Origin of the sequence: Paenibacillus sp. SSG-1 (assembly GCF_002224835.1) — a bacterium.
GTDB lineage: Bacteria > Bacillota > Bacilli > Paenibacillales > Paenibacillaceae > Paenibacillus_AQ > Paenibacillus_AQ favisporus.
This window is the reverse complement of record NZ_MBRK01000001.1, coordinates 4,198,004-4,210,267: the sequence shown is the minus strand read 5'-3', so window position 1 is coordinate 4,210,267 and position 12,264 is coordinate 4,198,004. Positions and strand designations below refer to the sequence as shown.

Below are 12,264 nucleotides of genomic sequence, written 5' to 3'. Positions count from 1 at the left end.
CATTGTGCTTCTCTTCTTATTATAATCCGCCTGCCATGGATAGCCCTCATTAAACAGCCGCCAGGTTTCAAATATTAGCGCCCGGCTGCCTGGCGCTGTTTGCTGCCCGCCTCCGCATAACATACATAACTCTCCTGCAAATGACAAATAATGAAAAGGAATGATGAATAGGAGGTGCCTGTAATGCCTGCCAATACGAAGAACAGGGGAACCGGATTCAAGATCGATTCCTTGACGCCCGAGGAATATAAATCCATCAGCAAAAAGCATTCTCCTTCGCGCAGCACATTCAAAAACTGCGTAAGTGCTTTTGTGGTCGGCGGCTTGATCTGTCTGATCGGACAAGCGATTCAGCGGGCGTTCATGAGCTGGTTTGACATGACGGTCAAAGAAGCGGGCAATCCGACCGTTGCGGTGCTCATTATTATATCGGTCATCCTGACCAGCTTTGGCGTGTACGACAAAATCGCCCAATGGGCCGGAGCGGGTACGGCGGTACCGGTTACGGGCTTCGCCAACTCCATGTGCTCGGCGGCGCTTGAGCATAAAGCGGAAGGCTATGTCCTTGGCGTCGGGGCCAACATGTTCAAGCTCGCCGGCTCCGTGATCGTGTTCGGAACCGTCGCCGCCTTCGTCGTGGGACTCGTCTACGCCATCTTCGGCATCCAGGGAGTGCATCAGCCATGAAGCTGACCGGCCAGACCTGGGAGTTTGACACCAGGCCCGTTCTGATCGGAAGCGCCGCCGTCGTCGGTCCTGATGAGGGACAAGGTCCGCTGTCTCCCGATTTCGATTATGTGTATGACAATCTCGAAATCAATGAGAAAACATGGGAGAAAGCGGAGCGGAGGCTGCTGGAGCAGGCCGCCCAGCTTGCCGTCATCAAGTCGGGACTGGACAAGGAACAGATCCAGTTCTATGTTGGCGGGGATCTGATGAACCAGATCATCAGCAGCACGTTCTCCGCCCGCAAGCTTGGCGTGCCATACCTGGGCGTGTTCGGGGCCTGCTCGACGTCCATGGAAAGTCTGGCGATTTCCGCCCTGATGGTCGACACAGGGGCCGCGGAACGGGTGATGGCCGGAACGGGCAGCCATAACTGCACGGCCGAAAAGCAGTTCCGGTATCCGACCGAATACGGCTCGCAGAAGCCGCCGACCGCCCAATACACGGTCACCGGGGCGGGCTGCGGCGTTATCGCCAAAGGCGGGCAGGGCCAAACCGGCCCGAGAATCGCCCGGGCGACCATCGGCAGGATCATGGACCTTGGGGTCAAAGATCCGTTCAATATGGGCGCCGCGATGGCGCCGGCCGCTGCCGATACGATCGCCGCGCATTTCCGGGATACGGGGCTGTCTCCCGATTATTATGACTTGATTGTGACCGGCGATCTGGCTTCGGTCGGTCTGCCGATTGCGAAGGAACTGCTGGAGAAGGAAGGCTACCAGATGGACGAGACGAAATTCGGCGATTGCGGGCTTATGATTTATAACCGTGAGAAGCAGAAGGCCGTCCTGGCCGGAGGAAGCGGCTGCGGCTGCTCGGCGGCGGTGACCTACGGCCATTTGGTCAAACGGATGTTACAACGCGAATTACATAAAGTGCTGGTCGTGGCGACCGGCTCGCTGCACTCCCCCTTGTCGGTTCAGCAGGGAGAGAGCATTCCGTGCATCGCCCACGCCGTAGCGCTGGAAATGGAGGATTAACCAATGCAGTTTTTATGGGCGTTTATTATCGGCGGTCTGATTTGTGTCATCGGCCAGCTCATGATGGACTTGTTCAAGATGACGCCGGCGCATACGATGAGCACGCTGGTGGTGGCGGGAGCGGTGGCTGACGGTCTCGGCTGGTACGATCCCCTCGTCAAATTTGCCGGTGCCGGCGCTTCCGTTCCCATCACCAGCTTCGGCAGCTCGCTTGTTCACGGAGCGCTGTCGGAGCTTCAGAGGGACGGCTGGATCGGGGTTGTGACAGGCATCTTCGAGGTCACCAGCGCGGGGATATCGGCGGCGATTATCTTTTCGTTTATCGCCGCGCTGTTCGTCCGTCCCCGCGGGTAATTCCACCAATCCGCCGTTTGCATTTCCTTGCTTGAACTGAAAATGGGTTGCCAGAATAAACACCCCGGAATTGTGTATTCCGGGGTGTTTTGCCGTTCATTTCGGCGGGTATGTGGGGGTATACGACGATTTTAGGAAATGTGCCCAATATACTTTCTGTTCTTCCTTCATGTACAATGTAAAATATATACTTATATGTATCCAGCTATTTTACGATGTTATCGATTTACCAGTGAACGCATCTGCGAGCATGTTCATTGATTACGAATTCTAGGAGGAACTGATATGCCCGTACGCAGCGAATTTCTTCACATTATTGCAGCAGTAAGATCCAATCTCGAATCTTGCATATTGGGAAAATCATTTGAAATACAGCTCCTTCTAACTGCTCTGCTGGCCGAAGGGCATGTTTTGATCGAAGATGTACCCGGAACGGGGAAGACGCAGCTCATCAAGGCGCTCGCCCGGTCCATGAGCGGCGATTACCGGCGTGTCCAGTGCAACCCGGACATTCTGCCGAGCGATATTACCGGCGTTTCCGTATTTCATCCGCGCGAGGAGCGGTTCTACTTCCGTCCGGGTCCGGTGATGACCAACATTCTGCTGGCTGACGAAATTAACCGGGCCACGACGAAGACCCAGTCGGCCCTGCTTGAGGTCATGGAAGAGCGCAACGTGACGGTGGACGGCGAAACGTATGAGCTTCCCCGTCCCTTCATGCTGTGCGCCACCCAGAACCCGATCGACTTTGAAGGCACTTACATGCTGCCCGAAGCGCAGCTTGACCGTTTTATGATGAAGATCAGCCTCGGCTACCCCGACGCGGCCACGGAAAAAAGCCTGCTGTACCAGCACAAGCAGGGCCAGCCGGTCGACCGGCTGACTCCGGTGACCAACATGGAACAGATCGCGGATATGCAGCATGAAATCCGCAGCATTTATATCGACGAGGCGGTGACGGACTATCTGCTGAGCATCGTCCGCCGTACCCGGGAGCATGCCTCCGTCCTGCTCGGAGCCAGCCCGCGCGCTTCCCTGTCGTTTCTGAACGCGGTCAAGGCGTTTGCATTCCTGCAGCAGCGGGAGTACGTCCTTCCGGACGATATTAAGACGCTCGCTCCTTATGTTCTCGCCCACCGCATCATCCTTCGCCCGGAGTCCCGGCTGGACAACGTAAGTCCGGAATCCGTGCTGAAAAACATCCTTCAGCAGGTGCATGTGCCTGTAGCGATGGAGCGATAAATGATGACAAGGCTGTTAACCGGTATCCGATCCGGACTCAAAACCCCGAGGTATTGGGCCGTACTGCTCGTATGGGTCGCCAGCCTGTTCTATGTTCTGTTTCAGGGGGGCAAGACGTCCCTGATGCTGTTTGTCATGATCAGCGTCATCGTGCTGTATTTGATCGTGCTTGGCATCAGCGGCGTCCGGCTGACGCGGGGAACGCGCCAGCTGTCCACCGAAAGGGGACAAGGCACCGTGCTTCACGCCGGCGAGCAGATCAAGGTCAGGCTCCATTTTTCGATTCCGGGATTTCTGCCGATGCCATACATCATCATCCGTGAAGTCATGAAGCGGCATAACGGAGATTCCTGGTCGTTTGAGGAAAGCGTCATTCCCAATTACAGAGGCAGCGGTACCCTGATGTTCCAGACGCCGCCGCTGGAGCGGGGAAGATACTATTTTACCGAAACGGAATGTGTCAGCGAGGATATTTTCGGTTTTATCGAGCATAAAGGCCGTTTTCATGTGCCCGGCCAGTTTCGCGTGATGCCCCGGACCGTGTTTATCCCCACCTGGAAGCTGTTCGACCGGAATTCCCCGCTTGCGGGGCCGCAAACCGCCTCGGCAGCTTCACGCAAAGAAACGACCCAGATTAACGGCGTCCGCGATTATGTGTACGGGGACCGGATTTCCCGGATTCACTGGAACGCTACGGCGAAGACCGGACAGTGGAAATCCAAGGAATTCGAGTACGATTCCGTTCCGAAAACGATGCTTCTGCTGGACGCCACGAAGGCTCACTACGGCTCCGACGCGCAGTTTGAGCTGGCTGTTTCCACAGCGGCTTCCCTGCTCGAGTATGGCGGGCGCGGCAGAATGAACATGGGCCTCGCTACCCTCGGCGACGCATTCAAATTGTTTCCGCCAAGCAGCGTGCAGGGAGACCGCCAGCGGATGATGCATCATCTGGTGGACCTGTCCGCCGACGGTTACGGTAAGCTGCTCCCGAAGCTGGAGCAGAACGCACGGTTTCTTCCGGCGGGGGCCTTCCTCGTTTTCATTTCACCGGCCAGCGGCCAGCAGGTGCTCGACATTCTGCGCTGGGCTGAAACCCGGGGTATGAGCTCTTCGCATATCCGGATCAGCTCAGGACGAGAAAAGGGCATAGAAGGCTGGGGAGCGATGCTTGCTTCCCGCGGAACTTTTGCGTGCAGCATTCAATCGCTGAGTGAGCTGCCGGCCGCATTAGGGGGTGGAAGGGTTTGATCAACTGGCTGTATTCGCTGCGCACTTCGTTTTTCCGCACCTTATCCCTGGTGTGGTTGTGGATTATGGCGCTGCAGTGGATTTATTTTATGAACAACATTTGGTACAGCGAGACGACGGCCATCGTCATCATCAGCGTGACGGTCATCACGGCGATCGAAATTTTGCTGCCAATCAAAAGCATTTACCGGTACGCGCTGGAAGGCATCGCCGTGCTGTACATCATTCACCGGGAGATGATCGCGTACTGGATTTACTTTCCGGCAGGAAGTCTGCCGAACCGGATTCAGCAGTTTACGGGCAACGCGCTGCCGTACCTCGGTTTTGCCGTAGGCGCTTGGATTCTGCTGCTGCTCAGCGCCAAGCTGGTCAACAATCAGCGCAGAATCCTCGTGTTCACAGGCATGCTGATCGTGGCGTTCTCCATACTGGATTCCTTCACCGTGTACGATTTATGGAAGGAAGTCGCCTGGACGGTGTTTGCGGCGCTCGGCTGGCTGGTCAGCGAACATTTCCGCCGCTTCCAGCAGAAATACCCGCATGGCTGGCGCTATCTTCGGCAGTACCCGCTAAAAATGCTGCTGAACGTAGCGGTCATTTTTTCGCTCGTGTTTGCCGTCGGTGTTAACATGCCGGAAGTGCCGCCGTCCTTGACCGATCCCTATACGGCTTGGGTCGTCCAAGGCGAGACGGCTGCAACGGCAGGCATTGACGGGGATCCGGCCGAATCGGTGCTGCGGACTTCCTCGGGATACAGCCGCAATGATACCAAACTCGGCGGCGGGTTCAACTTTGACTACACGCCGGTGATGGAAATCAGCTCCGACCAGCGAAGCTATTGGCGCGGGGAGACCCGCAGGCTGTATACCGGCAGCGGCTGGGGGGACGAGCGCAATTCCGGCAGGGAGACCGATGAGGTGACGGCGGATACGAAGCTTTCCGGAGATGGACCAACCGCCGGCGATTCGATGACGGTAAAACAGACGGTTACGATGCTGAGCGACAATCAGTACCCCGTTTTGTTCGGTGCGTATAACCTGTCCAAAGTAGAGCTTATCGATGACGGGAAAAATACAGGCAGCCTCCGCTGGAACAGTTCCCAGTCGGAGCTTCGCTGGACCGCCGAGTCAAAGCGGGACCGTTATCCGAAAACCTACACGGTGGTGTCCGAGGTTCCGGTCGTTTCGGAGGATGAAATCCGCCAGAAGTCGTTCGCCGACCTGTACAGCTCCCAAGGGACCGAGGATGCCTATCTGCAGGTGCCGAACAATTTTCCTAAGCGGGTCCGCGACCTTGCGGAAGAAGTGACGGCTTCCGGAGCAACGCCGTATGAAAAGATCGGTCTGCTTCAAAACTATTTAACAACGAATTACACATATACAAACGAGCCCGACTTATCCAAAAAGGTCAGCGACGATTTCGTGGACAGCTTCCTGTTTGAAATCAAGGAAGGATACTGCGATTATTTCTCGACTTCGATGGTGATGATGGCCCGTTCCCTCGGCATCCCGGCGCGGTGGGTCAAAGGGTACGCTCCCGGCCAGGTGCAGGGAAGCAGCGCCGACGTGCAGGTCCAAGGCGTACAGGGCACCTCGGACTCCGGCGTGTATACGGTGACCAATGCCGATGCGCATTCGTGGGCCGAGGTCTATTTCGGGCCGTACGGCTGGATTCCGGTGGAAGCGACCCCCGGCTTCAGCATGCCGCTGCTCACGCATGACGCCCAGGCGCAAGATCCGGCCGAGCCGGAGAAACTGCCGGAAGTGGAGGAGGACCAGCCTGAACAGGCGCCGCAACAGGCAGCGCAAGGCCAGGATCGCGGACCAGTGGTGCAAATCGTATACGGCGCTTCCCTCCTCTTCCTTGCAGCATTTGCAGTGTATGTGCTGTGGCGGAATCGGCTCCAGCTCCGGTTCGGATGGCTCCGGCTTCGTACGGGACAGAAGCTGTCTCCCGACCAGAAGGTCATTGTCATGACCGAACGGTGGATCAAGGAGCTGCGCCGAAGAGGACTCAAACGCGGCGCGGACGAAACGCTCCGGGAGTCGGTCAGCCGCTGGGAAGGACGGTCCCCGGCGCTCGGATCCTTCCTGGAGCCCCTGCTGCAGCTGTTCGAGAAGGCGCGCTACAGCCCTTCATCGGTGTCGGAATCGGAATGGAGAAGCGTCCATGCCCATGCGAAGGAATTGAAAGCTGCGATGAAAAAGATACCGAAGAATGCAGCGTGATGGACTTTTTAGAAGGCGCCCTCCGGGCGTTTTCTTTTTTGTTTCGCCCGAACATAAGTTTTTTACTAACTACGCAGATTATGGTATAGTTTGTCCTATGAAACTGAGGTGACATCAATTTGTTTGAAATGCTTATCCCGAAAATGAAGGTAAAAACGGTGTTTGATCTGGATTTGGAGCGGCTGTACTCGCAGGGATTCCGTGGAATCATCACGGATCTGGACAATACGCTGGTCGGTGCCAAGGCTCCCTTGGCCACCCCCGAGCTGATCGCCTGGTTCGAAAAGGTGAAAAAGGCAGGGTTTCAGCTTGTCATCGTGTCCAATAACCAAATGGCGAGGGTATCGACTTTTGCCACCCCGCTGGATATCCGGTTTGTCCATGAAGCCCGCAAGCCGTCGAACGCGCCTTTCCGGAAAGCCATGCAGATGATGGGCCTGAAGAGCGAGGAGACGATCGTGGTCGGCGACCAGATGCTGACCGATGTGTACGGCGGCAACCGGCTCGGCCTGTTTACCGTGCTGGTGCTCCCGATATCCATTCAGGATGAAGGTTGGGGTACGCGCATGAACCGGCGTCTGGAGAAAATTGCGCTCGCACGATTGCGGAAAAAGGGATTATGGCTGGAGGAGGAACACCAACAATGAAAGACCCGATAGACGGCAGTCAAGCCGTAAAATGCAGCGGCTGCGGGATTGCTATCCAAACGGAACAGCCCGAGCTACCGGGGTATACCCCGGAGAAAGCGATGGACCGGGATCCGGTCATCTGCCAGCGCTGCTTCCGGATTAAAAACTACAACGAGGCTTCTTCCGTTGCCGTCGACCAGGATGAATTCCTGCGTCTGCTCAGCCAAATCGGCGGGAAGAACGCGCTCGTTATTCATATTGTAGATCTGTTCGATTTTGAAGGAAGCCTCATTTCAGGCTTGCAGCGGTTTGTCGGTAACAATCCGGTCATTCTCGCCGTGAACAAAATCGACCTTCTGCCTAAAGTGACGAACTGGAATAAGGTGCTTAACTGGGTGCAGAAACAATGCAAGGAGCACGGCCTCAAGACAGAAGAAATCGTCCTTTGCAGCGCCAAGAAAAATCAGGGCTTCGACCGCCTGCTGGACACGGTTGCCTCGTATCGCGGGGACCGCGACGTTTATGTGGTAGGGGCGACCAATGTCGGCAAATCGACGCTGATCAACCGGCTGATCCGGGATTACAGCGATTTGGAGCAGGAGTTGACCGTATCGCGTTATCCGGGAACGACCCTGGATATGGTCAACATTCCGCTCGACGACGGCCGCTTTATTATCGACACGCCGGGGATCGTATACCCTTGGCGCTACAGTGAGCTCGTCACTCGTGAGGACCTGGGCGCCGTCATGCCGGACAACCCGTTGAAGCCGGCCGTGTACCAGCTGAACGAAGGACAGACGCTGTTTTTCGGAGCCATGGCACGGTTTGACTTTATTCAGGGCGAGCGCCAGTCGTTTACCTGCTTTGTCGGCAGCCGCGTAGGCATACACCGCACCAAGCTGGAGCGTGCCGATGAGCTGTACGCGGAGCATGCCGGAGAATTGCTGTCCCCGCCGAACCGGGAGAACATCGGGAAGCTGCCGGAATGGACAAGGCATGAATTCCGCATCAAGCGCGGTATGCGCTTGGATCTGTTCGTCTCCGGATTGGGCTGGGTTAAAGTGAACAGCGATCAGGGAGCCCTGTGCGCTATTCATGCGCCGCGGGGAGTCAAGGTGCTGGCAAGACCTTCTTTAATCTGACGCTGCCTTTGAACGTTGCAAGAGCTGACAGGTGAGAGCAGGGAAAGGGGAAACCATGAATTTGGCTAAACCGGAGTTACTGAAACATACAGGGGAGCTGCTGCTGGGCGTCATCGGGGATCCGATCGCCCATTCCAAATCGCCCGTGATGCATAAGGCGGCGCTGGCCGCACTCGGCATCCCGGGCGCCTATGTTCCGATGCGCGTATCGCGGGAGCAGGTCGGAAAGGCGCTGGAAGGCATCAAGGCGCTTGGCTTTCGGGGAATCAACGTCACGATTCCGCACAAGCTGGAGGTTATTCCGTTCCTGAACGAGCTGGACGAAACGGCCTTGAAGATCGGAGCCGTCAACACGATCGTGAATGACGGAGGCTACCTCACGGGGTATAATACAGACGGTATAGGTTATGTCCGTTCCCTGAAGGAAGAAGCGATTGCCGAGCTGAAAGGCAAAAGCATTCTGGTGCTCGGAGCCGGAGGTGCCGCTCGCGGTATCGTATACGCCCTGACGCTGGAGCATCCGGACCGGATTTATGTCGCCAACCGGACGGCCGATAAAGCCGAGGCGCTGGCGGCTGAATGGAAAGCGCTGGCGGACATTCGCGGGATGGCCATGGACGGCATTCCGGCCATTCTAGGCGAAGTAGATGTAATCATTAATACGACATCGGTCGGCATGCATCCGCATACGGACGGAACACCGCTAGATTCCGAGGGGATTCCTCCGGGAATCGTGGTCAGCGACCTGATCTATAATCCGCTGAAGACCCGGCTGCTCGCTGACAGCGAGAAGAAGGGCTGCGTCATTCACAGCGGTCTCGGGATGTTTGTGTATCAGGGAGCCTTTGCCCTGGAGTATTGGACCGGACTGCCCGCCCCGGTAGAGGCGATGCGCAGCGCGGTTCTGGCCAGTATGAAGGAATCATGATTATTGAATAGTACATTGAAGATTAAGGAGTTTTGACATTTTATGTTAACAGGTAAGCAAAAACGCTATCTCCGGTCCCAGGCGCATCATTTGGACCCGATTTTTCAAGTCGGCAAGGGCGGAACGAACGACCAGTTAATCCGTCATATCGTCGAGGCCATTGAGAAGAGGGAGCTGATGAAGGTCAGCATTCTCAACAACTGCTTGGAAGACAAGCACGAAATCGCCGAGGAATTGGCCGAAAAATCGGGCTCTGAACTGGTGCAGGTGATCGGCAGCACGATTATTTTATATAAAGAATCCAAAGATCATAAGCAGATTGAATTGCCATAAGCGGGAGGGATCAGCATGAAGGTAGGTATCATGGGAGGTACCTTTGATCCGATCCACATCGGACATCTGCTCGCTGCCGAGGCGGCCCGGGACACGTTCGGACTGGACGAGGTTTGGTTTATGCCCAGTCATATTCCGCCCCATAAGGAACAGGCGGGAGCTACTGGCGAACAGCGTCTCGGCATGGTCGCTGAAGCGATTGCGGACCATCCCTGCTTTCGGACCCTCGATATCGAAATCAGAAGAGGCGGGGTTTCTTATACGATCGACACGGTCAAGGAAATCCGCAGCTCGTTTGACAACATCGAATTTCATTTCATCATCGGGGCCGATATGGTCAATTATTTGCCGAAGTGGGAGGGCATCGAGGAACTGGTGGAGCTGATGAGCTTTATCGGTGTCGGGCGTCCGGGCTCCACGCTGAACTTGGACGCGCTCCCCGCTTATTTGAAGGGAAAAATTCTACTGGCCGACATGCCCCAGGTGGACATCTCGTCGACCGAAATCCGGGAAAGACTGGCCACCGGACACTCCATTCGTTATATGGTGACAGACAGTGTCTACGACTATATCAGAAGGAGGGGAATGTATGGCATTCAGCCGCGAAGAACTGATTAAAGCCGTGTCCGGACAAATGCCGGCCATGCGCTGGAAGCACACAGAAGGCGTGATGCAATCCGCCGTCATGCTTGCGGAGCGTTACGGAGCGGACCCTGTTAAGGCCGAAACGGCGGCGATTCTGCACGACGTGGCCAAATACTGGCCCGTGAAGCAAATGGAAGCGATCATTAAGGAAAACGATCTGTCCAAGGATCTGCTGTTTTACGATAAACCGCTCTGGCATGCCGAAGTAGGTGCGTTTGTAGCGGAACGGGATTACGGGATTACCGATCCTGAAATTTTGGATGCGATCCGGTATCATACCTCCGGCCGCATCGGCATGACCCTGCTGGACAAGGTCGTGTGCCTGGCGGATTACATCGAACCGGGAAGGGATTTTCCGGGCGTGAATAATATCCGGGAACTGGCCAACCATAGCCTTGAAGAGGGATTGATCGCCGGACTGGACTCCACGATCAGCCTGCTCATCTCCCGCCGTCAGATCATTTACCCGCTGACCGTATTTGCCCGCAATGATCTTATTAAACAGTTGGAGGCGAATGTATGACCTTGAAACCTGAAGAATTGTTAAATCTGGCCGTGGCTGCCGCTGAAGATAAAAAGGCCATGAACGTCGTGGCGCTCGACCTGCGGGGGATTTCCCTCATTTCCGATTATTTCGTCATCTGTCACGGGAATTCGGATACCCAGGTCCAATCCATCGCGACCGAAATCCGCAAGCGCGTGCATGAAGCAGGCCTCGAAATCCGCGGTGTGGAAGGAATGGATTCCGCACGCTGGGTGCTGATGGACCTGGGCGACGTGATCGTGCACATTTTCCACCGGGATGAACGGGATTATTACAACATCGAACGCCTGTGGTCGGATGCCAAGGTCGTGGAAACGGTATGAGTCCGATTGCAGGAACGATTCAAACCTATGAGGTGATGCGCGAAGTATCGCCTTACGGCTATTTTCTCGATGCTGGCGGACAAGATGTTCTGCTCCATTACACGGAGCTGACCCGGAAGATCGAGCCGGGAGATCGCGTGGAAGTGTTTATTTTTTACGATACGGAAGACCGGCTGGCGGCAACGATGAAAAAGCCGTATTTGACCTTGGGCGAGATGGCGAAGCTGGTTGTGGCGGACGTGCATCCAAGGCTGGGATGCTTTCTCGAGATGGGGCTAGGCCGTCAGCTGCTGCTGCCGATCCGCGAGCTGCCCGAACTGAGAGAGCTTCATCCACGGGTCGGGGACTCGGTGTTCGTCATTATGGAGCATGACAAGCAGGGACGGCTGCGCGCGAAGCTGGCCGGCGAACAGGAACTATCGCAGCATACGTTCCAGGCGCCGCAGTCCTGGGTAAACCAGTGGTTCACCGCCACGGTGTACCGCCCGCTGCAGATGGGAACGTTTGTAATCGTGGACGGGGGAGTGCTCGGCTTCGGTGCCATCGGCATGATCCACTCCTCGGAGCGAACCCGCATGCTGCGTCTGGGCGAAGAGCTGCAGGTGCGGGTCAGCCACATTCGTGAAGACGGACGTGTCAACCTGTCCATGGCGCAGCGCAAGGAAGTTGGCCGGGATTTGGATGCCGACCGCCTGCTGGCGTTCCTGAAGGAACGTCCGAACGGAGGCATGCCGTATTCGGATGCGACGCCTCCGGACATTATCAAGCAGCGCTTCGGCATCAGCAAGTCGGCATTCAAGCGCGCACTCGGCAAATTGATGAAGGAAGGTCTTATCACGCAGAAGGAGAACTGGACTTATCTGGTTCAGCCGGAAAGTTCCAAACCGGAAACGGGCGGGAACGCCGATCCGTCCTAACAGGGCTGGGAGGATTTTCGGAACG

At 56.2% G+C, this 12,264-nt stretch carries 14 protein-coding genes; all 14 read left to right on the top strand.

Features of this window, described 5'->3' with window-relative positions; translation table 11 throughout:
• Positions 1 to 183 precede the first annotated feature (183 nt).
• Positions 184 to 687, top strand: coding sequence for a stage V sporulation protein AC (gene spoVAC, locus BCV73_RS19555; RefSeq protein WP_076169727.1), 504 nt, complete (start codon positions 184 to 186; stop codon positions 685 to 687).
• On the top strand, positions 684 to 1,706 hold the full coding sequence (gene spoVAD / locus BCV73_RS19550) for a stage V sporulation protein AD (RefSeq protein ID WP_089548260.1): 1,023 nt from the start codon (positions 684 to 686) through the stop codon (positions 1,704 to 1,706). The genes spoVAC and spoVAD overlap by 4 nt, the downstream gene beginning before the upstream one ends.
• 3 nt (positions 1,707 to 1,709) lie before the next feature.
• Positions 1,710 to 2,060, top strand: a complete 351-nt coding sequence (spoVAE, locus tag BCV73_RS19545) for a stage V sporulation protein AE (protein ID WP_076169729.1) — start codon at positions 1,710 to 1,712, stop codon at positions 2,058 to 2,060.
• A 285-nt stretch (positions 2,061 to 2,345) separates the two neighbouring features.
• Positions 2,346 to 3,302, top strand: a complete 957-nt coding sequence (locus BCV73_RS19540) for an AAA family ATPase (RefSeq protein WP_089548259.1) — start codon at positions 2,346 to 2,348, stop codon at positions 3,300 to 3,302.
• A gap of 3 nt (positions 3,303 to 3,305) precedes the next feature.
• Positions 3,306 to 4,550 carry a DUF58 domain-containing protein gene (locus BCV73_RS19535; protein WP_089550325.1) on the top strand — a complete coding sequence of 415 codons (1,245 nt, stop codon included), beginning with the start codon at positions 3,306 to 3,308 and terminating at the stop codon, positions 4,548 to 4,550.
• Positions 4,547 to 6,778, top strand: a complete 2,232-nt coding sequence (locus tag BCV73_RS19530; protein WP_256992909.1) for a transglutaminase TgpA family protein — start codon at positions 4,547 to 4,549, stop codon at positions 6,776 to 6,778. The genes BCV73_RS19535 and BCV73_RS19530 overlap by 4 nt, the downstream gene beginning before the upstream one ends.
• A gap of 119 nt (positions 6,779 to 6,897) precedes the next feature.
• On the top strand, positions 6,898 to 7,425 hold the full coding sequence (locus BCV73_RS19525) for a YqeG family HAD IIIA-type phosphatase (protein WP_076169732.1): 528 nt from the start codon (positions 6,898 to 6,900) through the stop codon (positions 7,423 to 7,425).
• The gene (yqeH, locus tag BCV73_RS19520) at positions 7,422 to 8,549 is read left to right on the top strand and encodes a ribosome biogenesis GTPase YqeH (protein WP_089548258.1); all 1,128 of its coding nucleotides are present in this window, start codon (positions 7,422 to 7,424) and stop codon (positions 8,547 to 8,549) included. The genes BCV73_RS19525 and yqeH overlap by 4 nt, the downstream gene beginning before the upstream one ends.
• A 55-nt stretch (positions 8,550 to 8,604) precedes the next feature.
• Entirely contained in the window at positions 8,605 to 9,477 is an 873-nt protein-coding gene (locus tag BCV73_RS19515) for a shikimate dehydrogenase (RefSeq protein ID WP_089548257.1), read from the top strand.
• 42 nt (positions 9,478 to 9,519) lie between these two features.
• On the top strand, positions 9,520 to 9,810 hold the full coding sequence (yhbY, locus tag BCV73_RS19510; protein ID WP_076169735.1) for a ribosome assembly RNA-binding protein YhbY: 291 nt from the start codon (positions 9,520 to 9,522) through the stop codon (positions 9,808 to 9,810).
• 15 nt (positions 9,811 to 9,825) lie between these two features.
• Positions 9,826 to 10,428 carry a nicotinate-nucleotide adenylyltransferase gene (gene nadD / locus BCV73_RS19505; RefSeq protein ID WP_089548256.1) on the top strand — a complete coding sequence of 201 codons (603 nt, stop codon included), beginning with the start codon at positions 9,826 to 9,828 and terminating at the stop codon, positions 10,426 to 10,428.
• Complete coding sequence (gene yqeK / locus BCV73_RS19500; protein ID WP_076169737.1) at positions 10,400 to 10,978, top strand: bis(5'-nucleosyl)-tetraphosphatase (symmetrical) YqeK; 579 nt, start codon at positions 10,400 to 10,402, stop codon at positions 10,976 to 10,978. Before nadD ends, yqeK begins: the two co-directional genes overlap by 29 nt.
• Positions 10,975 to 11,322, top strand: coding sequence for a ribosome silencing factor (rsfS, locus tag BCV73_RS19495; protein ID WP_076169738.1), 348 nt, complete (start codon positions 10,975 to 10,977; stop codon positions 11,320 to 11,322). The genes yqeK and rsfS overlap by 4 nt, the downstream gene beginning before the upstream one ends.
• Positions 11,319 to 12,239, top strand: coding sequence for a CvfB family protein (locus BCV73_RS19490; RefSeq protein WP_089548255.1), 921 nt, complete (start codon positions 11,319 to 11,321; stop codon positions 12,237 to 12,239). The genes rsfS and BCV73_RS19490 overlap by 4 nt, the downstream gene beginning before the upstream one ends.
• Positions 12,240 to 12,264 lie beyond the last annotated feature (25 nt).

Bases quoted from the DNA above. Each gene is read 5' to 3' on its own strand.
- spoVAC (WP_076169727.1), top strand. From the start codon at position 184: ATGCCTGCCAATACGAAGAACAGGGGAACCGGATTCAAGATCGATTCC.
- spoVAD (WP_089548260.1), top strand. From the start codon at position 684: ATGAAGCTGACCGGCCAGACCTGGGAGTTTGACACCAGGCCCGTTCTG.
- spoVAE (WP_076169729.1), top strand. From the start codon at position 1,710: ATGCAGTTTTTATGGGCGTTTATTATCGGCGGTCTGATTTGTGTCATC.
- BCV73_RS19540 (WP_089548259.1), top strand. From the start codon at position 2,346: ATGCCCGTACGCAGCGAATTTCTTCACATTATTGCAGCAGTAAGATCC.
- BCV73_RS19535 (WP_089550325.1), top strand. From the start codon at position 3,306: ATGACAAGGCTGTTAACCGGTATCCGATCCGGACTCAAAACCCCGAGG.
- yqeH (WP_089548258.1), top strand. From the start codon at position 7,422: ATGAAAGACCCGATAGACGGCAGTCAAGCCGTAAAATGCAGCGGCTGC.
- BCV73_RS19515 (WP_089548257.1), top strand. From the start codon at position 8,605: ATGAATTTGGCTAAACCGGAGTTACTGAAACATACAGGGGAGCTGCTG.
- yhbY (WP_076169735.1), top strand. From the start codon at position 9,520: ATGTTAACAGGTAAGCAAAAACGCTATCTCCGGTCCCAGGCGCATCAT.
- nadD (WP_089548256.1), top strand. From the start codon at position 9,826: ATGAAGGTAGGTATCATGGGAGGTACCTTTGATCCGATCCACATCGGA.
- yqeK (WP_076169737.1), top strand. From the start codon at position 10,400: ATGGCATTCAGCCGCGAAGAACTGATTAAAGCCGTGTCCGGACAAATG.
- rsfS (WP_076169738.1), top strand. From the start codon at position 10,975: ATGACCTTGAAACCTGAAGAATTGTTAAATCTGGCCGTGGCTGCCGCT.
- BCV73_RS19490 (WP_089548255.1), top strand. From the start codon at position 11,319: ATGAGTCCGATTGCAGGAACGATTCAAACCTATGAGGTGATGCGCGAA.